Raw genomic sequence first — 23524 nt, forward strand, 5'->3', positions numbered from 1 at the left:
GTTCTTTGTTGACGTTGCTAAGTTTACACGTTCATTCACCTCTAGGCATGCGGTAGCCTCACGGCGACGGGTTGCTTGAGGGGTGAAAAAAGTTTTACTATTGACAATGTCAACAAAGAATCCGAGGGGAGCGCACGATGCCCGACACGACCACCCTGGAAGAGCTGACCCCCCGACAGCACACAGCCGCCCTGAAGATCGCGGCCGACGCTGTGCGCGAGACGCCGACGGCGCCCACCCGCTTCCACGCCACGACCGTGACCAGCCTGGTGCACCGCGGCCTGGCGGAGTACAGCCGCACCGGGCAGGTCCTGCCGACCCAGCAGTTGCTGGACCTGATCGCAGCCAGTTTCGCGCAGCAGCTCACCGTTGCTCGCCTGGCCCCAGCCCGCCGAGCCGCGGACGACGCGTGCACGCCGGTGAGTGTGGGGGTCGTCGCCGATCCTGGCGCGCTGGAGGTCCTCCATGCCGAGGCAGCCGTCTGGCAGCAGGTCCACGGCCGCGACGTGTTCGGACCGTACGTGACCGTCCTGCCGGCCACCTGGTACATGCAGGCCAAGGACTAGCCACCGCCGTCGGGGTGCCCAACGCGCAGGTGGGCACCCCGACAGCCACGCTGAGGCCCCCGGGCGGTCTACCGGGCCGGGCCCCTCTGGCCGTTCGGGGCTTCAGGGTCGACGTGGTCGACGACCAGGTCGGCAAGCTGGCGCACGACCTCATCGAACGCGCCGTCCTCCAACCCGAGCGTGACGTCGATCTTGTCGGACCAGCGGGCCGGGAACCGGTGGCTGAGCATCCACGCGCCGGCGCGCCAATCTCCGGCCGCCGCGGCGGTCTGAATCTGGCCGGCCCATCGCACCTCGGCGGTGGCCTCCGCTCGCGCGGTGTCCTGGGCCAAGGTGGCCCACTTCGTCGCGCGTCCGGCAGCCAGGTCCTCCCGGCCGCGCTGTAGCCACCGGCGCAGGGTGGCGTCCCCGACACCGGCCAGCGCGGCAGCGGTGGCGTGGAACAGTCCCGCCCGCAGCGCGTCGCAGATCGTTTTCTGCCGGTCGGGGGTAAGGGTGTCCCGTCGCGCCATCGCGTCCCTGTCTGTGGTCGGAGGCCCGTCACCCCATCATGCGGGCAGCCGGCGGCCGCGCGGGGGTGTAGCAGCAGATGGCGCCACCTCTACCGCTTGCCTCACCCCTCTAATTGAGTAGGGTAACCACTGTCAACAGAGAACGGAAAGGAGATCGAATGTCTCTACATCCCGCGCATGACCTGCCCTTGCGCGACTTCCTGGTCCTGGTGTCGCACCAGACCGTTGTCTTCCACCCCTGGGCGGAGGAGGGGGTCGCCGCCGGCCGGTGGGAGGTGGATCGGCGGCGGGTCGACCCCGGCCTGCCGCGGAGGGCACACCGCACCGGGTTGGTGTGGGCACCGCCCGGCGCTAGGCCGCTGGATCCGCGGCGGGTGACGCTCACCCCCACCGGCTTGGCGGTACTCCACAGCGCGCTGCCGATGGCCGCGTGATGGCCACCATCACCATCACCCACACCCGGGAAGAAGGCACCCTGGTAGACGGCTCGGTGAAGGGGGACGGCACCTACGAAATCCTGGTGGCGAACGGGTTCCGCTGGTTCCGCTCCCTGGACTGCTGCAGCATCGTCTACTCCCGCGGTCGAGCCGCGAAGATGCACATCATCCAGCCGGCGGCGCAGGCGCTGCGTGCCGCCGGGCATACCGTCATCATCACGATCGACGAGACGCCGCCGGACTTCGCCGCTGCCGAGCGGGGACGGACTCTCGACGCTCAGGACCGCGCCCAGCGGTACGACGGGTACGCGCGGTCCGCCACCAGCCGTGCCGACAGCCGGGAGGCCGCCGCCGACCGGGTGCTGGGGGGCATCCCACCCGGCCAGCCGATGCTCGTTGACCACTACAGCTACGCGGCGGACAAGCGGCGCCGTGAACGCGCGTGGTCTAACCAGGACAGGGCCGCGGAAGAACGGGACAAGGCCCAGTACTGGCAGGCCCGGCAGCGGGCAGCGGAACGGTGGCCGACGAGCCGCACCAACCTGGACGCGATGCTGCGACGGGTCCAGTGGATCGAGGCCGACATGCGCCGGACCCGTCGGCGGCTGGCGGAGAACGAGATCAGGAGGCCTTTCGGTCCCATCCGCCAGACCCTTGCCTGGTGGGTGGCAGCCCGCCACGGGGACCTTGAGCAGTGGGCCGGGGAGCTGGACTACCTGCGGGAGCAGATCGCCCTCAAGGAACAGGCCGGGGAGAAGGCCTGGGGGCCGGGGGACTTCAAGGTCGGTGACCTGGTGGTCTACCGAGGTGAAGCCCTGCCCGTGCGCAGGGTGAACCAAAAGACGCTGACCGTCACTCGCTCCCTCGCCAATCGGGAGACCACGGGAACCATCCCCTACGACGGTGGCATCACCGGCCGCCGCCCCGCCTCCCCAGCCGACGACGACACGAACGAGGCATCATGACCGACCAGATCGCCGACGGCGCGCAGGGGATACGGCAGCGGCTCGAAAACGCACGCCAGTACGGCGCGCTCGCCCTGGACTACCTGGCCTCCCTGGAGACACAGGGGGAGCAGGAAGCGGGGTTCCTGAGCGTCGAGCTGCACGCGGCGATCTCCAAGATGATCCTGGGGGCCGGCGACGCGCGGCGGATCCTGCTCGGTGTGCCGCAGGACCGTCCACTGACGGACCCGCCGCGGCCTCGGGTGGTTGATCCGCGTGACGTGGAGCGGCTCACTCCCCTGGCCTGTGCCGCGCTGGCAGCCACCGACGGTTCGATGCGCGACGCGGCGCAGGCAGCCGTGGCGGCGGTGCTGGGGGAGTACGGGAGGCTGCTGGAGCAGCGGTCCGCGGCCGACGTGCTGTTCGGCGATGCGGACCTTGATCGTGCCGTCGAGGCCGCGCGTGCCAGCCGTGCCGCGACTGCCGACGACCAGGACGATCACCAGCGGGAACGGGCAGCGATCCAGGCGGCCATCGAGTCCCTGCTCGGGCAGCTGCGGGCCGCAGGGATGGTGATGCCCGCCCGCGCCAAGCCCACCTATGTGGTGATCTGCGACGGGGGTCCGGACGTGGGCTGGCTGGCCCTGACGGCGGCCAGCCATGTGGAGGCGCTGCAACTTGGACGTGACAGCCCCCTGTCGGTCGTGATGGTCGCGGTGGTGACCGCTCGCGGACCGCAGTCACCCTTCATGCGCCGAGCCTTCCCCCTGTCCCCGGAATCGGAGGGCGAGTTCGGCACGGCCGCGATCGCAACCGCCATCCGGTATGCCGTCGCCGGGCGCGGCATTGCGCTCGACGAGGAGACCGGGAAGGCGGCCGCGGTGGCCGCCGCGCACGTCACGGTGCCCGCCCTGCTGGCCGAGTGCCTGCGGCGCGGACCGGCGCCCGAGACACCGGAGAACGACCAATGACTGGCGGCGCACCCGACACCCCTCTCACGCATGACGAGCTTCGTGCTCTGATCGGCCACGCCGTGATGTATCAGGGCAGCCTGCAAGACGAGCACGGTGTGTGGATGCTGGACGGCCGCTGCGTGTGCAGGCGGTGCGTTTACCGCCTGGGCAAGGATTCTCGCTGGGGCCTCAGGGATATGTTCGGCGGTCTGCGCTGCGTCCGGGCTCAGTCGCTTGCCCGGGTACCGGAAGGGAAGCCGATCAGGATCGAAGTGCGCGCGCTGGTCTCTGCACGACTGGCACGGCAGGAGCGGGAACGCCGGTTGCCGCCCCCCAATCTCAAGAACCTCGGGCCGCCCCCAACCCCAGGTAGCATCGGTTCTCCGGATCGGTGATGAACGAGGTGGGCCCGCCAACGATGTCAGCGGGCCCACCGTCATGTCGAGCGACCGAGGGCTGCCCTGTAGGGCTGTGACCAGCGTGGATGGCAGGATGGGGGACCGGCCATCCACGCAGGAGTTCTAGGCCGGGACCAGCAGAAACCGCACTCCGGCGGCTTCCATCCCACGGATCTCCTGGAGGGCCCGTTCCACCAGCCGGGTTTCGGAGGGGGTAGGAGTGCAGGGGTCTTCCAGCTTCGTGCGCAGCGTCCAGAAGGCCGTCAGGGGCATCCGGATCCGGGTCGGGAGAGCGGCCAGGTGCGACAGGCAGAACAGGGCGGTGTAGGACGGCCCGTTCACGCCCTCGACGTGCACGCCGCTGGAGCAGGCCGGTACCCGGCATACCGCATTCTCCATAGATCAACGGTACCACCGGCCTGCAGGGTCACGATGTCGGCCGCCCTTTGAGGAGGCCTCGAACCTCGCTTTCCCGATAGCGTCGGTGCCCGCCTAGAGTGCGGATCGAGGTCAGCTTCCCAGCCTTCGCCCAGCGCGTCACGGTCTTCGGGTCCACCCGGAACATCGTGGCCACCTCTGCCGGGGTGAGCAGAGGCTCGGACTCCTGCGCCGCCTTGCTCCCGCCCATCGCCATGCGTCCGGCCCTCCTCCGTGTACGGACTTACCTATCGGTCACCGTACACGGAGATAAGGGGTACATACAGCTATCAGCCCAGGTCAGGTGCGGTCAGGCATGCCTGACAATGGTGCTGCTGGACGATGTGATCGCGCGCCGGTCGAGGTGGCGTGTGGGCTGCTCGAACAGCGCGGTAAATAGGGTGAGCCACCCGGCTCGGGGGGTGCCGGGTGGCTCACGTCTACTATACACCGGTAATGCGTGATTTCCGCGATGTGGTCCAGGTCTTATCCCGTGCTCATCGGGCCGGGGCTACGCACATCAGCTTGGTTCGTGCACCTTGTCCTTGGCACACCGATCGCACAGCGCATCTCCGTAGCAGTTCTTCCACATGGTCATGCCGGTCCGGATGCGACAACAGTAGTGGCAGTAGCTGCCGATGGTCTCGCTGGCTTCGTACTCGAGCGAGCCGATCACTTGGGTGACCAGGAGCAGAGGGTTTGCCGCGAAAGCCTGCCCGGCAGGAGTGATCGTCCAACCCGGGTACTGGAAAACGAGGAGCCCCGCATCGTCGAGCAGCTCGACCGCCCCGTTGCGCAGATGGTCCCGCAGCCCGGACTCGGCGATCCGGTGCGACTCACCCGGGCGCGCGGCGTACCAGCGGAGCAGCTCCACCTCGGTCGGGTGTGCCCGGTAGGGGCCGGTCATGCCCGTCGCCGCCGGCCATCTCCGGCAGTCGGCGGGAGGCTGATCGACGCCTGCGGGGAGGCAAGGTGTTCCGCTGCAGCCGCTTTGAGCTGGACCAGGACGGCACCCGCGGGAGTGAGCCGGTAGCGGCGCCGGCCGCGGGACGGGCTCACCTCGACCTGCACGGCGCCGAGGGCGGCGGCGTTCTGCACCTCAGCCGCCACCGGTCCTCGCTGCCGTCCGGTCCTGGGTGTCAGCTGGTCCAGCGTCCACCAGCCGTCCGTGGTGCAGTCGGCGACCCGCTGGAGCCGGACCAACGGGACGGCCAACCAGGCGGGGAACATCACGATATCCTGGTGTGCAGCAGGAGGCTCACGGGCGGGGGAGACGTCCGCATCCCGGGCTCGGCGAACGGAAAGACCGCGCGCCGTGGTTCGTCGATGATTTCCACGCATCCGCTCAGCAGGACGGGTCCGGCCGCCTTCCACAGACAACCGCCGGCCTGGAACAAGCGGACTTGCTCAGACAGCGGCAGTGCGTTGCCGATGCATTCGGCGGCGGCCCGCGCTGCCCCGTCCCTGCGGCCGAATTCCTGCCACATGCGGCCGGTGGAAACGCGTCCGCAGCCGACGCAGATGTACCGCCAGTCCATCGGGTCGCGGCCGAACAGCGCACGGCCCGTATTCCGCCAGACCTTTCCTGTCAGCTTCTGCATTGCTCCCTGCTTTTCGTGCAGTCATGTGGGGGGCCTGCCATCTCCCGGGTGTGATGCCGATCAGCTCTTGCTGATGGGCCGGGAGATGGCAGGCGGTCAACGGACGGTCAGGAGCTGCCCGGGACTGCCAGGGAACTGGTGGCGTGCAGCACCCCCCATTCCCGGAACATGCTCATCACCGTGACCTCGGCCCGGTTGAGGCTCATGGCCAGCAGGGACAGGTCGCTGCCGCGCAGGCTGAGGACCCGGCCGGCGTAGTCCCCGCGCCATTGCTGGACGGTCTGCACCCATCGCTTCAACAGGACCTGGTCGGGACTCTCGCCCTCCAGGGAGTTGACGGCAGGGAGATCCAGCACCAGGTGCCCGGCCCGCTCGACGCGAGGACGCCCCTCGTCGGACAGCAGCGCGCGGACGGGCACGTCGTAGAAGCCGGCCAGTTCGGCCAGCACCGCCATGCTGATGTTCCGGTCGCCGCGTTCGTAGCTGCCGACCGCGGCGGTGCGCCACCGCCCGTTCGAGCGCACCTCGACTGCCTGCAAGGATTGGCCTGCCTGCTGCCGTACTCGACGCAGGCGCTGCCCGACCTGAACCGCGTAGGTTGCGGTGTTCTCCACCAGACCTCCCACCGTGTAGCTACCCCATTACCTGCCTTACCTACCCTAGGGGGTAATGAATCAGGCGTAAAGGGGTAGATGTGGTTGATTGCAGGCGGGGGGTAGCTGCTCGGCGTAGGCGCGAATGCGGCCCAGGTCGTAGCCGAATTCCTCGTACACCGGCGCTACCAGCAGCTGCATGAGGTACCTCGGAGTACGGCCTGTCCACCGCCGCCCTGTGGTGGCTACCTGGGCACGCTGCCGGCCGGCCAAGAGCCGCCCGTACAGATCCGGCCCCAATGCCGCCGTGATCTGCTCCACGCGTCTCGCGGATCCGGACGGTACTGGGGGGCAGTGCGGTGGAGGGGTGGGACGGGGACGCGGCCGGCGGGCACGGGGCGGGGGCAGGTCGGCCAGGATCGCCCGCAGCAGCCCGACCGGGCTGGCCACCGGGGCCCCCTGCGCTACCCGTGTCGTGCGATCGGCCACCAGGCGAGCGAGCTCGCCGGGGGTGTAGCCGTCGCCGAGCAGCCCGACGACCAGGGGCCGGGCGGCCAGGGCCGTGCGCGCGCCGCCGCGCACCAGGCCCGCGAGCTGATCCACCAGACCCGCGACGTCTGTCGAAGGCGGGGTGACCCCTCCACCTCCGACTACCCCTACCGGTAGACCAGGAAGCTGCGGCTGTTCGCCGGGGAAGGGGTGAGGGTTTCTGGGGGGCATAGAAAGGTGCACCGGCTGATCACCCGACGCCGGTGTCGGGTGATCAGCCGTTTTACCGGACATCGGTGCCGTCTGGTCGGGCGCGGGCCGGCCGATCTGCGGTGCCGGCCGATCGGCCGGGCAGACCGCGCGAGGCCGGCGCGGGGGGTTCGCCGGCGACGGGGCCGCGTCCGGCTCTGGGGGCATGGTCGCTTCCCACTCGGCAAACGGCGAAGGGCGCCGGCGAGGGGCGTGGGGGCGGGTGCAGCGGATCAGGCCCGCGCTCTCGGCCTCCCGCAGATAGCGGCCCACCTGCCGTGCCTCCAGATGACAGTCGCGGGCCAGCTGGTCGTTTCCCGGGTCCGCGCCGTGGCCGGCCGTGAAGGAGCGCCACCGCATGTACCAGGCCAGACGCAGTACGACCGCGATACCAGTGGCCGTGGACATACTGGCGCACACGGCGGATTCCCAGCGTGGTCGGCTATGCCACGGCCCGCGAGCGGAGTTCAACCCTGGATCGTGATTGCCGTCTCGCCCCACGATGGCCGCGGGGCAGCTTTGTATGCTAATGTTGACCTGCCTTCTTTCTCGGCCTAGGCCGAGTCGCTTCCCGGTGTATGAAGGCATCGCGCGTCCAGCTCCACACTGGTGCGTGCCGCGTTACCCGGGCCCGGTTGCCTCAAGGTGTTCCACCACCTCGACGCAACCGGGCCCTAATCGTCTTTCGACATTCACACATCCTTCGCGTTGTCCCAGGAATGAGCCAGCAGACCCAACCTTTCGGCGTCGATGAGATGGGCTCCCACCCAGTCGTGGTGGGCTCGACACAGCAGCACGATGTTGCGTTCGTCGGTGATTGATCCGCCACGTGCGCGGGTCAGCCTCTCGTGGCCGTCCACGGCCCGTCCCCCGCACATGACGTGAGGGACCAGGTGCATGGCCTGGCACCACGGCATCTCACCGGCCATCTCGGCCAGCACCTGGCGCCGCTGTCGGTTCTGCGCCGAGCGCCGCGCCGAGACCGGCCGCAGCGGGGCGCGGCGCGCGGCGCCGGCCCGGCCCGATGGTTGGCCGGCACGCAGCGGGGCGCGCCGTCGAGGCGGCGTGCCCCGCTTCACCGCCCGCTCCAACCCCAGCGGTAGGCGAGCCGGCAGCGCCGCCCGGATCACCACCGCCCACTCATGCGCAGCGGACGCCCGCTGCGCATCCACTGCCTCCCAGCGCGCGTTGTGGGCGGCAACCCGAGCGGCCACGCGACGTGCCCGAGCGCGGGACGGCGGCACCTCAATGATCTCCCCGGTGGCAAGGTTCACCTGGGTGGAGGCGCCGTCCGGGACCGTCGCAGGGTTGAACACCCGCCGGCCCGGAAGCCGACGCCTGCGCGCGTACGGGCCGGGCGGTTCCAGCTCCGCCGGAAGTTCTCGCATCTACCCCTCCCCATGGTCTCGCGTGATGTCAGGTGCCCCGAGGCAGGCCGCGGGTGGCCGGACCCGTCCGCCGTAGCCCCCGCCCCTGGGGGTGGCGGTGCCCGCCTCGGGGCGTCCGGGCAGCCGGCCCTCTTCCGGCCGCCCGGAGCCCAGCGGCTACCCCGTCGGGGTGGCTGTCACCGTGTCCTCGTGTACGGCTCCCGCGGCTCGCGCGCCGCTGCCGGGCCAGAGCCAGCCGCCGGTCGGAAGCGGTGCCCCCTGGCGGCCCAAGGCCCGATGCCGCTGGCGGGCGATCAGTATCTGGGTCCACAACTGGCGTCGGCCGCCCCACCAGCCCAGCGCGAACACTGCGACCGCCGCCGGAATCCCGACCGTGAGCGCAGCAGCCAGCTCAGACATCAGCTATCGCTCTCTCCGCCAGCAGCAGGGTGATCTCCTCGTCGGACAGGCCGATCGCCTGCAGCCCGGGGATCACCTTGTCGTCCGAAACGGGGAGGGCCAGCAGCTCCACGACGATCCGCGGCCGGTCGACCCGCATCGCGGTCAGCGACGTGGCCACCTGGATCGGTGCACATCGCTGGGCCGGGGTCAGCCCACCGGCCACTCCGAACCGGCTGTAGTAAGACCTCCCACGCTCAAAGACCAGAGTGGACAGCAGACAATCTCGCGTGACGGGGCAGTCAGCGCAGATCGCCTGCGCGACTTTCATCTGCCGGACGCTGTCGCCGTAGAACTGATCCGCCGCCTTCTTCGCGCACGCGGCCTGCATCCGCCAACCGGCGCGCTCCGCCACGACCGGAGGTATCCGGTGGACGGCGGTACCGGCCCCACCCGCGCTCACGTGCCACCCTCCTCGAACAAGGTGTCGCTGCTCACGGGCTTCGCCGCCCGCTGCGCTGACCCACCGGGGGATTCGGCTTCACGGCAGTCGGCCCCGTGGCGCGTGTAGCGAGGGCCGGACACGTCTGGGCCGGGGTTGACTATGGCGACGACCCGCTGGTCAGTGGTTCGGACCAGCGCCACGTTCCCGGCCTGGTTCGGCTTCCAGTTCAGCGGCATTCGTTTACCCGCGGCGGTGGTCACCCACCGTAGACGAGCCTGACAGCGTCGGCACCGGCGCTGACTCCGCTGCGATCTCTCGCCCTGGCCGCTCATGATCTTCCGCCTGGGCGCGGTGATCCGTGTGCGGTCGGGATGGCCATCCGCCCTACCGCGGTGGCCAGCAGGTCGACGAGCGGTGGACGTTCTCCGCAGCGGACCGCGGAGTCCGCGCGGACGGGCACGGTCGCCGACCCCTGCTGTGGGGAGGGCGCTGCCGTCTGCTGCTGGCTTTCGACTCCCGCCGCGAAGCTGAGGGCTATCAGCCCGGTCACCCCGATCAGGATCAGCAGGGTCGGGCGGCGACGCTGGCCTTGGGCGGGCCGCTGGCGATGGCGGTGCCGGGGGCGGCTCACCAGGCCACCGTCCATCCGGGCGGCAGGTCGACGGGCGGCACGGGTTTCTGCCCGCCTCGGACGATGCCCTCGGGCCCGGTGACGGCGATCGGCCAGGTCCGCGCGACCATCGCGAGCACAACCACCGGGGTGCCGTCCTCGAAGACGGCGATACGACACGCCCCGATCAGCCTCGTGGTCGAACGCGACACGGGGGTCCGCGGCGTGATGCGTCTGATCGTCCGCCAGGTGCGGGCCGTGGGATCCCACAGACGGTCGTCGGGCTCCAGGGCAGCGCCCGCGACGAAGGTGATGCTGCCGGCCGTGCCGGTCATCGTCCTGCCAGATTTCTTGCTACGGTCATGACATCTCCCAAGGGTGCGTTGCCGCGCACCCGGTTGAGCTGGTCTGCTGGTTCTGGCCGGCCGGTGTTTACCGGCCGGCCAGTTTTGCTCTGCCGAAACCTACCCCTTTAGCTACCCCTACCGGTACCCCTTGCCCCTCTACGGTCGAACTACCGCAGGGGTAGTGGTGTCGAGGGTCGTCGGTGCGCTACCGGCGAGCAGGGGCGAACGTGCGTAGCCGGTCGGCTGCCAGTTCCTGGAGGGAAACGGGTGGCCCACCTCCGGCGGGAGTGACCAGGCTGTTCATCCACCCGGCACGCCGGGCATGATCCACCGCGAGCCGGGCCTGCCCCCACCCTCGGGCGGCACAGATCGCCTCGGCGCACTCCTGCGCCGAGGCCCACCGCCGGCCGGTCGCTTCGGCCGAGCCAGCCACCACCGCCCGCCGCTGCCGTGCCGCCGCCTCGACTCCAGGGGGCAAAGGCCGGTCCTCGGCCAGTTCCAAGCGGGGGACCGCGATAACCGCAGCCTCTTCCTGGCCCAGCTCCACCGTCGTCAGCTCCACGGCCAGCACGGCCGGGGTGTGCCCTCCTTGCACGGCCGTGTGGCGGATGCGCCACGCCACCGTGGCCAGATGCCGGGCCCCGTACCGGCCGGTGCAGGTCAGCATCCATGAGCCAGGTAGACCCTCCACCAGCACCGTCACCCGGCTGTAGAGGGCACAGGCCGTTGGGCGGGGCTGGTGGGCGCCAACCTGGCGGACCGCCTCGTCGTCCGGGCAGGCACAGGTCGATCCCGAGCTCTGGGTCACCCCATCGCAGGACCGCACGGGATGCCCGCGTCGCCACAGCTGCCAGATCTGGGTGATGGCTTCCCCCGGGGGTAGCACGACCGGGACCCAGCGCGCCGCGGTGTCCACCCGCCACCGGGGGCTGCGCGCACCGAGCGGGGTCCATCGCTCGAGCGACGCCCCGGGCCGCAGCCCCAACGTGGCGGCCACCGTCTGCGCGATCTGGCGTGACTGCGTCGAGAACCGCAGTGTCTCCAGCGGGACCGCCCGCGCATGCCCGTCCTCGGGGATCGCTTCCCCGACGTGGATGGCGCCGGCCCGGCGGTATGCCTGTTGCAGACGGAAGGTCTCAGTGATGTCCCTGGTCACGCTGCGGCCTCCGCTGCCGGGGCGTTCCACCGTTCCCGCTCGGCCACGCTCATGTGCTGCTCCAACTTCTCCAAGGTGACCTTCCCGATCCCGGTGATGTCGGAGGCCTCCAGCCAGTGCCGCCCCTTCATCGCGAGCTCCGTCACCGTCGCCACCCCTTCGGCAAGCAGGGCGGCGACCACCGCCTTCCGAATACGGGGGATCTCCGTCAGGTAGATGTGTCCCTCGGGGTGGAGCCGCCCTCCGATGGCCTTCGCGGTGTGCTGGCGGTCCCACCGGTACGACTGCATCCGGCGGGCGAACTCCGTCAGGTGCGCGGGGTCGCGCGGGACCAGCCGCATGTCGTAGCTGCGGTCTCCCCGCAGGTGGAGCAGCGCCAGCGTGTCGACCCGCGGCATGGGGATCTTGCTGCCAAGGTGGTCCAGCCAGATTTCCCGCGCCGACTCGTAGACCGTCAGCTGCACGGCGTGATCGGGCCACAGACTGTTTCCGGTCTTGATGTCGACCAGGATCAGCCCGTAGACCGGATGCCAGATCATCAGGTCCGCGGTCCCCGCCCACCCGGCCTCCGGGTCCGCAACCACTGCTTCGGCGAAGACGGCCACCGGTGCCCACTCGGCCCAGAAGGCGTTGAAGGCATCCACGTAGCCGGCGGCGTTCTCCTCGACGTCGACGCGGCCCCGCTCCAGGACGATGGCCTGGGCGGCACGGTGCACGGCCTTTCCCCGCTCGGCCGCCGCGTCGCGCTGCCGATCGGGCTCCGCAGCCAACATGGCCACCACACGGTCACGGGCCTGCTCGTCGACCGTGGCACGCTGCCGTTCCCCAGCGGCGATCACTGCGGCAAGCACCGTCACCGCGCGGTCGATCGCCTGCACTCGCCGGCGAGCCGGCAACTGCTGGATCAGCACATAGTCGGCCAGGAACTGCATGTAGGCGGCGGGCACGGCCCGGCCAGCGGGGTGGAGCATGTCCTCGATCTGCTCGGCGTGGTCGGTCGCGCAGCGGGCCACGGTGGAGGCGATCCACCGCTTCACCGCGAAGCCCGCTCCGATCACCCCCAGCACCTCGGTGACGGCCAGATAGGTCCGGCCTGTGGCCGGGTCGGTGTAGGTGCCGTTCACCCTCTCCACGGGGTGGCCGAAGACCAAGGGTGGCGGCGGTTCGGCTGTCACCGTTCGTGCACCGGAGTTGTCCGTGTTACTGTCCATCTATCACCCCTTGTTGTTCTGTGGGGTTGGTGCCATGCCGGGCACCAACCCCACCCCTAAAGACCGGTAGACCTCTGCCGATCAAGCAGCCCGTGACTGATCAAGGCTGTCCGGTGCTCCTCGGTCAGCCGCCGGGTGCCGGCCTCCAGATGGCCGTAGTGCTGCTGGGTCACCCCCAGCAGTTCGGCCACCCCCGCCTGGGAGTAGCCCAGCGCCGCACGCCTGGTGCTCAGCGTTTCGCTGTCGTTTGCCTGTGCGTACGGACCCGGCTGCGTGGACATGCGCGGCCGGCCGGGCCGGCCCGCTGATCGCTGCCCCTCCACAGTGCGCTGCATCTACCTTCACCCCTACCCCTTTCGACTAGGGGTAGGTTACACCGTTTATTGGGGTAGGGGGTAGTTGGGTAACTAGCCGCCTGGTGGCCCGCCAGGCAACCCCCGCGCATGTAGCCAGGCAGATCCACAACCCTCGGCCACCTGACGGAGTTACACGGTTTATTCCGGTAGCCTGCCGCTATGAAGGACGAGGTCACCGGTGGTAAGGACGGTCAGGGGCAGCCACTGTACGAGTGGTCCCGCTATATGCAGAAGGTCCGAGATGAGCGGTACGACGGCAACGCCTCGGCGATGTCGCGCGCGCTGAAGGAGCGTCTTCCCGGCCATCCAGTCGGTCAGCAGCGGATTTCCGCATGGATCAAGGGCGCGCAGATGCCGGGCCTCGGGCGGCGGCAGGAGATCGTTGCCGCACTGGGCGACCCCTGGCACGATCGCTTGGCCGACGGCATCGCTGCGAACCGCCCTCGGGGTAGGCAGGCGGTGGCGGCGCCACCCCCCGCTTCGTCTCCTACCGTTCCCGATGAGGTACCCGCAGTTAACTTGGACGTTGGGGGAGAGTTGCCGACGGTAACGAGACGGCCAGGGTTTTCCCCTACGGAATCGCGCCCCCGACACTCCGGTCCCACGAGATTCGTGCAGATCGACGGGCCGGACGGAATCAAGGTCCTGGTGCCCGATGGCCTGGTCGGCGGGGACCCGGAGCGTCTCGGCGAGCTCATCCAGGCGGCTGTGACAGCCGTCCTAGCGACAGTCACCGTCAAGTAACAACGTGTAACAACATCCGGGCACTGAACAACCATCCGCATTACAGGATCAATGCTTGGCAGCTAGAAACGTGGTCATCCACAACGTTGGGGGGACCACATGGTCTACGTAACGTCGTCTCCGAAGCTGCCGGCACCCGGAGTCGCCGCGGTCAGCCCGGCCGGCCAGCGCGTGGTGATCCTCCGCGAGGGGGAAGTTGTCACACCAGCGTTCGCCGCGTACCTGGAGGATCTGCTGCGCTCCACCTGCACAGCCGGCCTGCCCAGCCAACCTGGGCGCCCACCAGCCCACCGACTACGCCTGCCCATGAGATGCCTGGGCAGGCCCTTGGTGGTGATACTGCTCGCCGTCATCACCGCGGCCCACCTGGCACTGACGGCCACAAACCCGGCACGGCTGCTACCGGACGCCGCGGACGGCCTCCACCGCTCCGGTGCGCGCGCCGCGGTCACCATCACTGCGCCGCCCACGACGTAAGCGAGAGGCGGCAGCCTCGCTCACCCCCTCCCGCGGGAGCGGAGGTGAGCGGACCGCTACCCCATGGCCGGCGTCAGGCGGCCTCAGCCGCCTTCCGCCGGATCCACGCCGCGAACGACTCCGGGGTGCACGCGAGGCGCCTGCCATCGATCTTGACCATCGGCGGCGGTTCCGCGCTGGTCAACCCCTGCCGCCACCGGTGAAGCCACTGATGCATCGCATCGGGGCTCTTGCCCAATTGTGCCCCAACGTCCTCGATGTAGAGCAACGCCCTGGGTTGTACCGTTTGAGGGGTAGCGACCCCTACCTCACCCTGCATGCGCCTCACCCGCCCTATCCATCCACCCCGTAACCCGTCATAGGGGTAGATGTTCCCAGGGGAGGGCGGTAGTGGGGTAGAGGGTCGTCATCCATAACCTCAGGGACGGACCATGCGACCCCTCTTCATCAGCCCACTCCCATCACCGGACACCCCGCCGCAGTGCCCCGCTCCCCGCGACACCGGGCGCGCGCGGCACGTCGAAGCCGATTCCGTACCGCCCGGCGGAGATCGCCGCGACCGTCGATCCGTCCTCGGCGGACGGGTCACGATCGAGGACCGGTGGTCGACGACCAGTAGCGATCCGGCTGGTGGCACGCGAAAGATCAAAAGTGGGCGCCACGGCCAGGGGCTGCGTTGGCGTGTCGTCCGCCGGGATCCCAGCGGCCAACGCCGTAGCAGCTCCTTCGCGGACCACACGGACGCATGGATCTTTGCGCACCAGGCCCTGATGGAGGTTGGCACGTCGGCGGGGGACCGATGACGATCGAGGACCGCTGGTACAAGATCGAGGTGGAGCCTGGCACCGGCAAGAGGACGAAGGTCAAGACTGAACGGTATGGCCACGGCAAGCGTTGGCGCGTCCCCTACCTCGATCCGAGAGGCCAGCGTCGCAGCAAGTCGTTCGCACTCCAGGGAGAGGCGAAAGACTTCGAGAAGCACAACATCGTCGATCTTGCCCGTGGCATGTGGGTGGATCCCGCAGGGCCGAAAACTCTCTACAAGACTGCCGCGGACAACTGGCTGGCAAGTCGGGACGATCTTTCGCCCGGGTCGATGACCGCCTACGCATACCGGCTGCGGCGGGTCATTCTCCCGCGGTGGGGGGACCTCAGCCTGGCCCAGATCACCACCCCGGCGATCCGTGAATGGCTGACTGAACTGGCCAAGCAGTACATGCCGTCCTCAATCACCCACCTCTATATCGTTTTCAAATCGATCCTCGCGCAGGCCGTCGCCGACAAGCTCATACCTGTATCGCCCTGCAGCACGATCAAGCGTGGCGGCCTGGTCATGGCAGCCATAGCCATGCCGATGCCCGTACTGGCCGCACAGGCGCTTGTCGACGCGGCCCCCGAACCGGTACGCCTCATGGTCGGCCTGGGCGTTTGGGCCGGCACCCGGCAGGGCGAAGCCTTGGGGCTCACTGCGGATCGGGTCGATCTTCTACACCGGAGATTGCGGGTCGAGCGGCAGCGACGTGATCGTCTTGGATCTCCACCTGCTCTCGCCCCAACCAAGAGCAAACCCAGCGACAGAACACTACCGATATCGAACCAACTTGTGGATCTTTGTGACTGGCACCTATCAACCTTTCCGCCGGCGCCCATGGAAGTCGTGGTGTTCCGAGAAAGGGGCCGCGAAGCGCAAGGAAAACCTGAGATCGTCCGCCCTATCTTCGTGCATCATCACAAGGATGGCGATCGCCTAATGAGCGGCGGAATATGGTCCGACCAATGGCAGCTCACCTACCGCAAGGCGATCGAGAACCTGCGGGCCGCCGGCGAACCGGAGGCGGATATCGCGGCCGACTACCTGGCGGTAGATCATAAATATCATGATCTTCGCCACCTGTTCGCCAGCTCCCTTATCGCTGGAGGAGCCAACGTGCCCGATGTACAAAAAGCGCTCGGGCACGCCACACCCACCATCACGATGCAGACCTATGTCCACCTCTGGCCACGATCAGATGATCGTGTCCTCAACGCGCTTCACTCTGTGTGGTCGCCGACGGAGAACTCGGCGCCGGCGGTCGCGCAGATGTCCACGCTCCGAACGTCGCGCCGGTGACGATCACGCCCAGCGGACGCCCAGGCCCGGCAGGGGCCTGGCTTCTGCAGAGCCCCTCCATGTTGCGCGTCGGCGTGTCTCGGGAGCCAGACCGGCATGTTTGTCCAGGTGGCGGTATCGAGTGCCTGCTGTGATCAGCCTCGGGCGAGGTGGCGGCTGATCACCAGGCGCTGGATCTGGTTGGTTCCTTCGAAGATTTGCATAATTTTGGCTTCGCGCATGTAGCGCTCGACGGGGTAGTCCTTGGTGTAGCCGGCGCCACCGAAGACCTGGACGGCGTCCTCGGTGACCTTCATGACGGCGTCGGTGGCGACGAGCTTGGCGATGCTCGCGGCCTTGCCGGCGGGCAGGCCGGCGTCGCGGCGGCGCGCCGCGGCCAGGGTCGTCGCCCGGGCCGACTCGACGGCGGCGGCCATGTCGGCGAGCAGGAAGCCGAGGCCCTGGTGGTCGATGATCGCCTTGCCGAACGCCTGGCGCTCCTTGGCGTAGGCGACCGCGTCGTCGAGGGCGCGCTGCGCCAGGCCGACCGCGGCGGCGGCGATGCCGAGCCGGCCGGCGTCCAGGGCCGCCAGGGCGATCCGCAGGCCGTTGCCCTCCGTGCCGATCAGGCGGTCGGCGGGCACGGGCGCGGCGTCGAAGCCGATCTGGGTCGTGGGCGAGGCGGTCAGGCCCATCTTGCGCTCGGGCGGGTGGACGTCCATGCCGGCGGTGCCGGCGTCGACGAGGAAGCAGGAGATGCCGCCGGAGCGGTCCTCCGACGTACGGGCGAACACGGTGTAGAAGTCGGCGGCGCCGCCGTGCGTCACCCAGGCCTTCGTCCCGGACAGCCGGTAGCCGCCGTCGGGGTCGGGGCGGGCGGCCGTCGTCATCGCGGCCGGGTCGGAGCCGGCGTGCGGCTCGGACAGGCAGTAGGCGCCGAGGAGCGTGCCCGACAGCAGCCGGGGCAGCAGGGCGGCGCGCTGGTCGTCGGTGCCGTGGTAGGCCAGCGGGAAGCAGCTCAGGCTGTGCACGCTCACCCCGACGGCGACCGACGCCGAGCGGTAGGCGATCTCCTCCAGGGCCTGTAGGTAGACCTCGTAGGGCTGGCCGCCGCCGCCGAACTCCTCCGGGTAGGGCAGCGCGAGCAGGCCGGCCTCGCCCAGGATCGCGAAGACCTCGCGGGGGAAACGGGCCTTCGCCTCGTCGTCGACGACGCGGGGCTCGATCTCCTTCTCGCCGATGGTGCGGACGAGATCGATCAGCTCGCCGGCCTCGGGGGAGGGAAGTAGGCGGTCGGCCGGCATGGCGTGCCTCCAGGGATGTCACCGAGGAACCGGGGCGTCGCCGACGCGTGCCGTGCGACGGAGCCTACAGTACCGCACGGGGTACCCGGGTACTGTTCAGAGCTGAGGTAGATTGATCGATCATGACGGTGAACTGGGACGTCGACACCTGGTCGGCCGCGGCGGCCGGCGGACCGAGGACCAGTCGTCAGTCGGACCTGTTCGACGCCCTCGTCGAGATCTTCCTGGCGGAGGGGTTCGCCCGGTTCACCCTCGCGGACCTCGCCGGCCGGCTGCGCTGCTCGAAGTCGACGCTCTACACCCTCGCCCACAGCAAGGAGCAGCTCGCGGTCGCCGTCGTCGTGCACTTCTTCCGCAGCGCCGCCGAGCGGATCGACGACAGCCTGCGCAGCGCGCCCGACCCGGCCGACCGGCTGCGTCGCTACCTCGACGGGGTCGCCGCCGAGCTGCGCCCCGCCTCCGCGGCCTTCCGCGCCGACCTCGCCGCGTTCCCGCCCGCCCGCGCCATCTACGAGCGCAACACCAGCATCGCCGCGGCGAAACTGCGCACCCTGGTCGCCGAGGGAGTGGCCGTCGGCGTCTTCCGGGAGGTCGACGCGCGGTTCGTCGGACAGGTCGCCACGCTCGCGATGGTCGGTATCCAGCAGGGCACCATCGAACGCCAGACGGGCCTCGCCGACGCCGACGCCTACGCCCAGCTCGCCGGCCTGCTGCTGCACGGCCTGGCCCGCCGCGACGGCGACGCGACAGCCGGATAGCAGCTCCGCCCGGCGCCGGCGCCCGGCGCCCGGGGTTCGGGGCGGGTGTGTGGGAGAGCCGCGACCGTGGTTCTTCTGTACGGTTCGGCGTCCGATTTATCCACACGGAGCAGGCAACACACGCGGCTCCGTTTCCGCGCACGCTATTCGCGGGGCGCGGTGCCGGGGACCCGGTCTGCCTTCGGACGCCAGGCCGACCGGCCCCCGCCCGCGGACCGCGGTCGCGGGGGAGGATCCGGTCGGCTCCGGGCTCCGGGCTCCGGGTTGCGGGTGGGCGGGCGCGGTCAGCTCGCCCGGTCCCCCTTGGCCAGGTGGTTCCAGGTGGTGGGGCCGACCTCGCCGTCGACGAGAGCGTGGACCGCCCCCTGGTAGTGCCGCACCCAGGCGGCGGTGCGCGGCCCGAACTCGCCGTCGAGCGCCAGCTTCGGCTGGTAGTGGGGGTCGAGCGTGTGGGAGGCGTCCTGCACGGCGTGGACGGCCTGGCCGCGCGAACCGGAGCGCACCGGCACGATCAGCACCGGCCAGGTGCGCTGGCCGACCTGCCCGTCGGGCGTCAGCCCGTGCCGGGTCTGGAATTCGCGCACGGCGGTCACGGTCCGCGGGCCGTAGGCGCCGTCAACCGGGACGCGCAGGTCGTGCGCGCCGAGAAGGTACTGCACGAGCTGCACGGTGAGTCCGGCGTCACCGGACTTCTGAAGGGGCCAGGAAAGTGCCATGAGGAGGTCTCCCGTATCGCGTGAGTGCAGGCGGATGGGGGGTTTGGAACACTTACGAGACTGCGCTCGAAACCCGATTTCCGCCGCATTTCGTCGTGCTCGCGACACGCGGGAATTAGTCCGTACTTCTCCTTTCTCGCGGCCGTTCCGGACGCGCGGAATGGAGCAACATTGTCGTTCGCTCGGCAACGATTTCTCGCCGGCCGGCTGGAGCCGCCGGCCGGCTGAAGACGCCCGGCTGAGGCCGTGGGGTGGGGCGGTTCAGGTGGGTTCGTAGGCGGTCAGCGGCGGAGCGGGATAGGGGTCGAAGCCCGGGCGCCAGCCGGCGGCGAGTTTCCGCGTGGCGATGCCGTCGGGCGCCCAGATATGGCAGGTCCCGGTGAGGGCCGCGGCCTGCCGTCCGCTCACCACAGGACCCGAGCCCCCGGCCCGATCCGCCGTCTGTGCCTCCGGCGGTTGGGCAACCGTCGTCTGCGCGTCCGTCGTCTGCGCGTCCGCCGTCTGGGTGTCCGCCGTTTGGGCTTCCGTCGATGCGGGCGCGTCCGGGGGCTCGGCGCCGGGGGTGAGACCGCGGCGGCGGGCGTCGGAGGCGCTCAGCGTCGCCTGGATGATGGCGGGGCCGGCGGCGCGGGCAAGCTCGTGCAGATGGGAGCAGCCGTGGACGCCGGACACGGTCTCCCGCAGCGCGCGGGTGAACCCGCGGCGCACCGACAGCCCGACGAGGCGGTCGAAGCTCGGCCTGATCAGCGGGCACTCGGTGTGCGGGAAGGCGTTCATCCCCGACTCGACGGCGACGATCGTCAGGTCCGCCGCCCGCACGTGCAGGGCGAGCTGCATGTCGTGCAGCAGCACCCGGGCCGGGTCCGGATGCCAGGGCCGGGTGTCGCGCAGCCTCGCCCGGGCGATCAGCAGGTCGTCGGCCTGGTGGACCTCGATCTCGATCGTCCTGCGGTGCACCGGCGGCACGGCTGCTGGCATCGCGACTCCCCTCGTGCTCGCCCGGCGGCCGGCGGGCGGCCCCGGGCTGGTCCGGCGGTCGGACCGGAGCCCGCTCACGGTGACCGCGGCCCGCCGGTCCTTCGCGGCCTACCCGGCGGCGGCCGGGGTGGCGCCGCGGGGGCCGTGCGGGGACAGGTCGGCGAGCTGGGCCCGCACCCAGGCTGTCACGTCGCCGGCCGTGGGGTCGGCGGTCAGCGACGTGAACAGCACCGGGCGGGGGCCGCGGGCCGCCGCCGCGTCGCGGGCCATGACGCCGAGATCCGCGCCGACGAGAGGCGCGAGGTCCGTCTTGTTGATGACCAGCAGGTCGCTGAGGGTGACCCCGGGACCGCCCTTGCGCGGCACCTTGTCGCCGCCGGCCACGTCGACGACGAAGATCTGCCGGTCGATCAGTCCGTAACTGAACGTGGCGGTGAGGTTGTCGCCGCCGGACTCGACGAGGACGAGGTCGAGGGGGCCGGTGTCGGCCTCCAGATCCTCGACCGTGTCCAGGTTGGCGGTGATGTCGTCGCGGATCGCCGTGTGCGGGCAGCAGCCCGTCTCCACCGCACGGATGCGCTGTGGGTCCAACACCCCGGCGCGGCGCAGGAAGTCGGCGTCCTCGGTCGTGTAGATGTCGTTGGTGACGACGCCGAGACGCAGGCTCGGCGCCAGCGAGCGGCACAGCGCGGCGACGAGCGCGGTCTTGCCGCTGCCCACCGGGCCGCCGACGCCGATGCGCGGCGCCCGCCCGAGCGGCACCGGCCCGCCGCCACCGCCGTGCGCGTGCGGGGGCTGCAGTTCGTCATGACCGAGATGCATCGTCGAAGGTCTCCCGGGTGCGTGCGTGCGTGTGGCGGGGCGGGGCGGTGGGCGTGGCTTCAGGCGGCGCGCTGCGTCGGCTGTACCACGCCGAGCTGGGCCTGGTCGAGGAAGGCGCCGGGCATCGCCGCGAGGTCCGGGCGGGACGGGGCGGCCCCCGAGCGGACCAGCAGGTCCCCGAGGGCGGCGATCATCACCCCGTTGTCGGTGCAGCGCTTGCGGGCCGGGATCCGCAGCCGCAGGCCGGCCGCCTCGCACCGCTGCGCCGCCAGGGCCCGCAGCCGGCTGTTCGCCGCGACCCCGCCGACGATGAGCAGGTCGCCGATCTCGTGGTCGCGGCAGGCGCGGATCGCCTTGGCGGTGAGCACGTCGACCACCGCCTCCTGGAACGACGCGATCACGTCCCCGGCGGGGACGGTGGAGTCGGGGTGCGCCTCCACCCAGCGGGCGACGGCGGTCTTCAGCCCGGAGAAGGAGAAGGTGTACGGCGAGTCGGTGCGGCCGGTCAGGGGGCGGGGGAACGCCAGCGCCGCCGGGTCGTTGCCGACCGCCTCGCGGTCGACCGCCGGACCGCCCGGGTAGGGCAGGCCGAGCACCCGGGCGACCTTGTCGAAGCATTCGCCGGCGGCGTCGTCGAGGGTGTCGCCGAGGTGGACGATCGGATCCCGGGCCAGGTCACCGACGCGCAGCAGCGACGTGTGCCCGCCGGAGACGATCAGTGCGATGAGCGGGTCGGGCAACGGCTCGCCGTCGACGAGATCCGCGGCGAGATGGCCGGCGAGGTGGTGCACCCCATAAAACGGCACGTCGAGGGCGGTGGCGTAGGCCTTCGCCGCGGACACCCCGACGTGCAGCGCCGTGGCGAGGCCGGGGCCCGCGGTGACCGCGACGGCACCGATGTCGGCCGCGGTCAGCCCGGCCGACGCCAGCGCCGCGCGCACGCACGGGACCAGCGCCTGCACGTGGGCCCGCGCCGCGATCTCCGGCACCACGCCGCCGTAGCGGGCGTGCTGGTCCATGCTCGTCGACAGCGCGTCGCCGAGCAGGACGCCGTCGCGGACGAGCGCGACCCCGGTCTCGTCACAGGACGTCTCGATGCCCATCACCACCGGGCTGGGCTGCACCGGCATCGTTCGTGGCCTCCCTCGGACGGCGGACCGCCACCGTCCCTACCAGCGCTGTCTCCTACGAGGGACGAACTACGCCCTCGGGTGAGCCTACGCCGGCCCCGGGATCGCGAGTCGGCCCAGGTCAGCGTGGGTGGTCCGGCGGATCGGCCGCGGCGGCGCAGGGCCGGCACAGGCCGGTCAGCGCGGCATGGTCGGGTTGGAGCCGGAACCCGATCTGACGGGCGAGCCGATCGGCGACGCCGTCGAGCAGGTCGGCGGGCACATCGCTGATCTGGCCGCAGCGGCGGCAGCGCACGTGCAGGTGGCCGCTGCCGGTCAGCGACGAGGCGAGGTGGTAGACGGCGGGCCCGTGGTCGGGATGGACGTGGGTGACCAGGCCGAGCTCGCCGAGGGTCTCCAGCGCCCGGTAGACGGTGGTGCGGTGCAACCCCGGGACGATCTCGTCGGCGCGGGTGAGGACGTCGTCGACGGAGAGGTGTTCGCTGGTTCCGGCGAGGACACGCAGCACCGCCCGGCGGGCCGGGGTGACCCGCTCGCCGAGCGCGCGCAGCTCGGCGATCCCGGCCGCGGCGAGATCGTCCCGCCGCCCGGGGAGCGCATCGTGACCGGCGGCGGCCGTCGCCGCAGCGGCTCCGACGGGCCGGCGGTCCTCCACGACGTCCACCTCCGGACAACGATCGGCCGGCTGGCGGTGCTCCCGGGCGATGACCCGCAGACTGTACCGATCATCCCCGCCCGTTCCAGATCCGGTCGCCCCGCGGCCCGGCGGCCATTGTTGCGGGCAGGTGACCGACGTCTGACCGGCGTCCGGCGGCGGGCTCCCGGTGGTGGGCCGGCTTGTGACACAGTGTCCGCCATGGCCGTGCTCCCCATCCGGACCGTCGGTGACCCCGTGCTGCGCACCCCGACGGCCCTCGTGACGACGTTCGACGCCGCCCTGGCGCGGCTCGTCCACGACATGATCGACACCATGTACGACGCGCCCGGCGTGGGGTTGGCCGCCCCGCAGATCGGCGTCGGCCTGCGGGTGTTCGTGTTCGACGTCGGCTACGACCCGCGTGACGTCACGGTGCCCCGCGTGCCCCGCGTCGTGGTCAATCCGGTGCTGGAGCTGGCCGCCGACGGCGAGCAGCAGGAGGGCCAGGAGGGCTGTCTGTCCGTGCCGGGCCTGCACTTCTCGACGACGCGGGCGCTGCGGGCGAGCGTTCGCGGAGTGGACGTCACGGGCGCGGCCGTGGAGTACGCCGGCGAGGGCCTGCTGGCCCGCTGCTTCCAGCACGAGGTCGACCATCTCGACGGCACCCTGTACCTCGACCGGCTGACCGGTGAGGAGCGCCGCGCGGCCGTGCAGGCGTTGCGCGAGCCGCCGCCGAGCCCGGAGCAGGTGCGCGCGGCCGGCGAGGAGCTGCGCGCCCTGCGCCGCGCGGACCAGTGACGTGTGCGGCCGCCTGACATG

At 70.6% G+C, this 23524-nt stretch carries 30 protein-coding genes; 9 read left to right on the forward strand and 21 right to left on the reverse strand.

What is annotated here, in order from left to right; translation table 11 throughout:
* The first annotated feature begins 137 nt into the window (after positions 1 to 137).
* Complete coding sequence (locus FRAAL_RS12050; RefSeq protein WP_011603917.1) at positions 138 to 566, forward strand: hypothetical protein; 429 nt, start codon at positions 138 to 140, stop codon at positions 564 to 566.
* A gap of 68 nt (positions 567 to 634) precedes the next feature.
* Here the strand turns inward: FRAAL_RS12050 and FRAAL_RS12055 are convergent, their stop codons facing one another.
* Entirely contained in the window at positions 635 to 1078 is a 444-nt protein-coding gene (locus tag FRAAL_RS12055; protein ID WP_011603918.1) for a hypothetical protein, read from the reverse strand.
* 158 nt (positions 1079 to 1236) lie between these two features.
* Here FRAAL_RS12055 and FRAAL_RS12060 point away from each other — a divergent pair, with 158 nt between their 5' ends.
* Genes FRAAL_RS12060 through FRAAL_RS12070 form a run of 3 tightly spaced genes read left to right on the forward strand, consistent with a single transcriptional unit; the run spans position 1237 to position 3430 of the window.
* On the forward strand, positions 1237 to 1512 hold the full coding sequence (locus FRAAL_RS12060) for a hypothetical protein (protein WP_041939209.1): 276 nt from the start codon (positions 1237 to 1239) through the stop codon (positions 1510 to 1512).
* Positions 1512 to 2480, forward strand: coding sequence for a DUF3560 domain-containing protein (locus FRAAL_RS12065; RefSeq protein ID WP_050997103.1), 969 nt, complete (start codon positions 1512 to 1514; stop codon positions 2478 to 2480). The genes FRAAL_RS12060 and FRAAL_RS12065 overlap by 1 nt, the downstream gene beginning before the upstream one ends.
* Complete coding sequence (locus FRAAL_RS12070) at positions 2477 to 3430, forward strand: hypothetical protein (protein ID WP_011603921.1); 954 nt, start codon at positions 2477 to 2479, stop codon at positions 3428 to 3430. Before FRAAL_RS12065 ends, FRAAL_RS12070 begins: the two co-directional genes overlap by 4 nt.
* 503 nt (positions 3431 to 3933) lie before the next feature.
* Here FRAAL_RS12070 and FRAAL_RS12075 read toward each other — a convergent pair.
* From FRAAL_RS12075 to FRAAL_RS12145, 13 genes are all read right to left on the reverse strand, one after another.
* Positions 3934 to 4209 (reverse strand): hypothetical protein, encoded by a 276-nt coding sequence (locus tag FRAAL_RS12075; RefSeq protein ID WP_041939210.1) that lies wholly within the window; start codon positions 4207 to 4209, stop codon positions 3934 to 3936.
* A 28-nt stretch (positions 4210 to 4237) separates the two neighbouring features.
* On the reverse strand, positions 4238 to 4444 hold the full coding sequence (locus tag FRAAL_RS12080) for a BldC family transcriptional regulator (RefSeq protein ID WP_011603924.1): 207 nt from the start codon (positions 4442 to 4444) through the stop codon (positions 4238 to 4240).
* A 303-nt stretch (positions 4445 to 4747) separates the two neighbouring features.
* Positions 4748 to 5134 carry a hypothetical protein gene (locus tag FRAAL_RS12085; protein WP_011603925.1) on the reverse strand — a complete coding sequence of 129 codons (387 nt, stop codon included), beginning with the start codon at positions 5132 to 5134 and terminating at the stop codon, positions 4748 to 4750.
* Positions 5131 to 5457 (reverse strand): hypothetical protein, encoded by a 327-nt coding sequence (locus tag FRAAL_RS12090; RefSeq protein WP_041939211.1) that lies wholly within the window; start codon positions 5455 to 5457, stop codon positions 5131 to 5133. Before FRAAL_RS12090 ends, FRAAL_RS12085 begins: the two co-directional genes overlap by 4 nt.
* Entirely contained in the window at positions 5457 to 5828 is a 372-nt protein-coding gene (locus FRAAL_RS12095) for a VVA0879 family protein (protein WP_011603927.1), read from the reverse strand. The genes FRAAL_RS12090 and FRAAL_RS12095 overlap by 1 nt, the downstream gene beginning before the upstream one ends.
* 107 nt (positions 5829 to 5935) lie before the next feature.
* Complete coding sequence (locus tag FRAAL_RS12100; protein ID WP_041939212.1) at positions 5936 to 6442, reverse strand: transcriptional regulator; 507 nt, start codon at positions 6440 to 6442, stop codon at positions 5936 to 5938.
* A 60-nt stretch (positions 6443 to 6502) separates the two neighbouring features.
* A complete protein-coding gene (locus FRAAL_RS32965; RefSeq protein WP_157892077.1) occupies positions 6503 to 7024 on the reverse strand; it encodes a hypothetical protein in 522 nt (173 codons plus the stop codon).
* Positions 7025 to 7851: 827 nt separating this feature from the next.
* The gene (locus tag FRAAL_RS32970; RefSeq protein ID WP_011603930.1) at positions 7852 to 8547 is read right to left on the reverse strand and encodes an HNH endonuclease; all 696 of its coding nucleotides are present in this window, start codon (positions 8545 to 8547) and stop codon (positions 7852 to 7854) included.
* A 391-nt stretch (positions 8548 to 8938) separates the two neighbouring features.
* The gene (locus tag FRAAL_RS12125; RefSeq protein ID WP_041939217.1) at positions 8939 to 9340 is read right to left on the reverse strand and encodes a WhiB family transcriptional regulator; all 402 of its coding nucleotides are present in this window, start codon (positions 9338 to 9340) and stop codon (positions 8939 to 8941) included.
* 657 nt (positions 9341 to 9997) lie between these two features.
* Positions 9998 to 10315, reverse strand: coding sequence for a hypothetical protein (locus tag FRAAL_RS12130; protein WP_011603935.1), 318 nt, complete (start codon positions 10313 to 10315; stop codon positions 9998 to 10000).
* Positions 10316 to 10532: 217 nt separating this feature from the next.
* The gene (locus tag FRAAL_RS32390) at positions 10533 to 11483 is read right to left on the reverse strand and encodes a recombination directionality factor (protein WP_011603936.1); all 951 of its coding nucleotides are present in this window, start codon (positions 11481 to 11483) and stop codon (positions 10533 to 10535) included.
* Positions 11480 to 12694, reverse strand: a complete 1215-nt coding sequence (locus tag FRAAL_RS12140) for a helix-hairpin-helix domain-containing protein (RefSeq protein ID WP_011603937.1) — start codon at positions 12692 to 12694, stop codon at positions 11480 to 11482. Before FRAAL_RS12140 ends, FRAAL_RS32390 begins: the two co-directional genes overlap by 4 nt.
* A 56-nt stretch (positions 12695 to 12750) precedes the next feature.
* The gene (locus FRAAL_RS12145) at positions 12751 to 13029 is read right to left on the reverse strand and encodes a helix-turn-helix transcriptional regulator (protein ID WP_083866775.1); all 279 of its coding nucleotides are present in this window, start codon (positions 13027 to 13029) and stop codon (positions 12751 to 12753) included.
* Between the two features lie 180 nt (positions 13030 to 13209).
* On the opposite strand from FRAAL_RS12145, the gene FRAAL_RS32975 reads away from it, so the two are divergent.
* Both FRAAL_RS32975 and FRAAL_RS32980 read left to right on the forward strand, forming a co-directional pair.
* Positions 13210 to 13794, forward strand: a complete 585-nt coding sequence (locus FRAAL_RS32975) for a hypothetical protein (RefSeq protein WP_011603939.1) — start codon at positions 13210 to 13212, stop codon at positions 13792 to 13794.
* A gap of 99 nt (positions 13795 to 13893) precedes the next feature.
* On the forward strand, positions 13894 to 14271 hold the full coding sequence (locus tag FRAAL_RS32980) for a hypothetical protein (RefSeq protein ID WP_011603940.1): 378 nt from the start codon (positions 13894 to 13896) through the stop codon (positions 14269 to 14271).
* Positions 14272 to 14344: 73 nt separating this feature from the next.
* Here the strand turns inward: FRAAL_RS32980 and FRAAL_RS33540 are convergent, their stop codons facing one another.
* A complete protein-coding gene (locus FRAAL_RS33540) occupies positions 14345 to 14539 on the reverse strand; it encodes a hypothetical protein (protein WP_055748448.1) in 195 nt (64 codons plus the stop codon).
* A 531-nt stretch (positions 14540 to 15070) separates the two neighbouring features.
* On the opposite strand from FRAAL_RS33540, the gene FRAAL_RS12155 reads away from it, so the two are divergent.
* Entirely contained in the window at positions 15071 to 16381 is a 1311-nt protein-coding gene (locus tag FRAAL_RS12155; protein WP_041939220.1) for a tyrosine-type recombinase/integrase, read from the forward strand.
* A 134-nt stretch (positions 16382 to 16515) separates the two neighbouring features.
* On the opposite strand, the gene FRAAL_RS12160 is transcribed toward FRAAL_RS12155, so the two are convergent.
* The gene (locus FRAAL_RS12160) at positions 16516 to 17664 is read right to left on the reverse strand and encodes an acyl-CoA dehydrogenase family protein (protein WP_011603944.1); all 1149 of its coding nucleotides are present in this window, start codon (positions 17662 to 17664) and stop codon (positions 16516 to 16518) included.
* A gap of 122 nt (positions 17665 to 17786) precedes the next feature.
* Between FRAAL_RS12160 and FRAAL_RS12165 the strand changes: the two genes are divergently transcribed.
* A complete protein-coding gene (locus FRAAL_RS12165; RefSeq protein ID WP_011603945.1) occupies positions 17787 to 18422 on the forward strand; it encodes a TetR/AcrR family transcriptional regulator in 636 nt (211 codons plus the stop codon).
* A 284-nt stretch (positions 18423 to 18706) separates the two neighbouring features.
* On the opposite strand, the gene FRAAL_RS12170 is transcribed toward FRAAL_RS12165, so the two are convergent.
* The 5 genes from FRAAL_RS12170 to FRAAL_RS12190 form a co-directional block, all read right to left on the reverse strand.
* Positions 18707 to 19138 carry a peptidoglycan-binding domain-containing protein gene (locus FRAAL_RS12170; RefSeq protein ID WP_041939221.1) on the reverse strand — a complete coding sequence of 144 codons (432 nt, stop codon included), beginning with the start codon at positions 19136 to 19138 and terminating at the stop codon, positions 18707 to 18709.
* 261 nt (positions 19139 to 19399) lie between these two features.
* On the reverse strand, positions 19400 to 20116 hold the full coding sequence (locus FRAAL_RS12175; RefSeq protein ID WP_041939222.1) for a DUF2889 domain-containing protein: 717 nt from the start codon (positions 20114 to 20116) through the stop codon (positions 19400 to 19402).
* Between the two features lie 108 nt (positions 20117 to 20224).
* Positions 20225 to 20938: an urease accessory protein UreG gene (ureG, locus tag FRAAL_RS12180; RefSeq protein ID WP_041939223.1), complete on the reverse strand. Its 714-nt coding sequence runs from the start codon at positions 20936 to 20938 to the stop codon at positions 20225 to 20227.
* A 59-nt stretch (positions 20939 to 20997) separates the two neighbouring features.
* Positions 20998 to 22068 (reverse strand): tRNA (adenosine(37)-N6)-threonylcarbamoyltransferase complex transferase subunit TsaD, encoded by a 1071-nt coding sequence (gene tsaD, locus FRAAL_RS12185; RefSeq protein ID WP_011603949.1) that lies wholly within the window; start codon positions 22066 to 22068, stop codon positions 20998 to 21000.
* Between the two features lie 121 nt (positions 22069 to 22189).
* Positions 22190 to 22732: a Fur family transcriptional regulator gene (locus FRAAL_RS12190; protein ID WP_231861616.1), complete on the reverse strand. Its 543-nt coding sequence runs from the start codon at positions 22730 to 22732 to the stop codon at positions 22190 to 22192.
* Positions 22733 to 22924: 192 nt separating this feature from the next.
* Between FRAAL_RS12190 and def the strand changes: the two genes are divergently transcribed.
* A complete protein-coding gene (def, locus tag FRAAL_RS12195) occupies positions 22925 to 23503 on the forward strand; it encodes a peptide deformylase (protein WP_041939224.1) in 579 nt (192 codons plus the stop codon).
* Positions 23504 to 23524 lie beyond the last annotated feature (21 nt).

This window comes from Frankia alni ACN14a (genome assembly GCF_000058485.1).
GTDB lineage: Bacteria > Actinomycetota > Actinomycetes > Frankiales > Frankiaceae > Frankia > Frankia alni.

Excerpts from the sequence above, each read along its gene's own strand:
- FRAAL_RS12165 (WP_011603945.1), top strand. The coding sequence starts at position 17,787 with ATGACGGTGAACTGGGACGTCGACACCTGGTCGGCCGCGGCGGCCGGC.
- FRAAL_RS12155 (WP_041939220.1), top strand. The coding sequence starts at position 15,071 with ATGACGATCGAGGACCGCTGGTACAAGATCGAGGTGGAGCCTGGCACC.
- FRAAL_RS12095 (WP_011603927.1), bottom strand. The coding sequence starts at position 5,828 with ATGCAGAAGCTGACAGGAAAGGTCTGGCGGAATACGGGCCGTGCGCTG.
- FRAAL_RS12050 (WP_011603917.1), top strand. The coding sequence starts at position 138 with ATGCCCGACACGACCACCCTGGAAGAGCTGACCCCCCGACAGCACACA.
- FRAAL_RS32980 (WP_011603940.1), top strand. The coding sequence starts at position 13,894 with ATGGTCTACGTAACGTCGTCTCCGAAGCTGCCGGCACCCGGAGTCGCC.
- FRAAL_RS12055 (WP_011603918.1), bottom strand. The coding sequence starts at position 1,078 with ATGGCGCGACGGGACACCCTTACCCCCGACCGGCAGAAAACGATCTGC.
- FRAAL_RS12060 (WP_041939209.1), top strand. The coding sequence starts at position 1,237 with ATGTCTCTACATCCCGCGCATGACCTGCCCTTGCGCGACTTCCTGGTC.
- FRAAL_RS32970 (WP_011603930.1), bottom strand. The coding sequence starts at position 8,547 with ATGCGAGAACTTCCGGCGGAGCTGGAACCGCCCGGCCCGTACGCGCGC.
- FRAAL_RS32975 (WP_011603939.1), top strand. The coding sequence starts at position 13,210 with ATGAAGGACGAGGTCACCGGTGGTAAGGACGGTCAGGGGCAGCCACTG.
- FRAAL_RS12145 (WP_083866775.1), bottom strand. The coding sequence starts at position 13,029 with ATGCAGCGCACTGTGGAGGGGCAGCGATCAGCGGGCCGGCCCGGCCGG.
- FRAAL_RS12170 (WP_041939221.1), bottom strand. The coding sequence starts at position 19,138 with ATGGCACTTTCCTGGCCCCTTCAGAAGTCCGGTGACGCCGGACTCACC.
- FRAAL_RS12065 (WP_050997103.1), top strand. The coding sequence starts at position 1,512 with ATGGCCACCATCACCATCACCCACACCCGGGAAGAAGGCACCCTGGTA.
- FRAAL_RS12175 (WP_041939222.1), bottom strand. The coding sequence starts at position 20,116 with ATGCCAGCAGCCGTGCCGCCGGTGCACCGCAGGACGATCGAGATCGAG.
- FRAAL_RS12070 (WP_011603921.1), top strand. The coding sequence starts at position 2,477 with ATGACCGACCAGATCGCCGACGGCGCGCAGGGGATACGGCAGCGGCTC.
- FRAAL_RS12140 (WP_011603937.1), bottom strand. The coding sequence starts at position 12,694 with ATGGACAGTAACACGGACAACTCCGGTGCACGAACGGTGACAGCCGAA.
- ureG (WP_041939223.1), bottom strand. The coding sequence starts at position 20,938 with ATGCATCTCGGTCATGACGAACTGCAGCCCCCGCACGCGCACGGCGGT.
- FRAAL_RS12080 (WP_011603924.1), bottom strand. The coding sequence starts at position 4,444 with ATGGCGATGGGCGGGAGCAAGGCGGCGCAGGAGTCCGAGCCTCTGCTC.
- def (WP_041939224.1), top strand. The coding sequence starts at position 22,925 with ATGGCCGTGCTCCCCATCCGGACCGTCGGTGACCCCGTGCTGCGCACC.
- FRAAL_RS12075 (WP_041939210.1), bottom strand. The coding sequence starts at position 4,209 with ATGGAGAATGCGGTATGCCGGGTACCGGCCTGCTCCAGCGGCGTGCAC.
- FRAAL_RS12130 (WP_011603935.1), bottom strand. The coding sequence starts at position 10,315 with ATGACCGGCACGGCCGGCAGCATCACCTTCGTCGCGGGCGCTGCCCTG.
- FRAAL_RS12090 (WP_041939211.1), bottom strand. The coding sequence starts at position 5,457 with ATGTTCCCCGCCTGGTTGGCCGTCCCGTTGGTCCGGCTCCAGCGGGTC.
- FRAAL_RS12160 (WP_011603944.1), bottom strand. The coding sequence starts at position 17,664 with ATGCCGGCCGACCGCCTACTTCCCTCCCCCGAGGCCGGCGAGCTGATC.
- FRAAL_RS12085 (WP_011603925.1), bottom strand. The coding sequence starts at position 5,134 with ATGACCGGCCCCTACCGGGCACACCCGACCGAGGTGGAGCTGCTCCGC.
- tsaD (WP_011603949.1), bottom strand. The coding sequence starts at position 22,068 with ATGCCGGTGCAGCCCAGCCCGGTGGTGATGGGCATCGAGACGTCCTGT.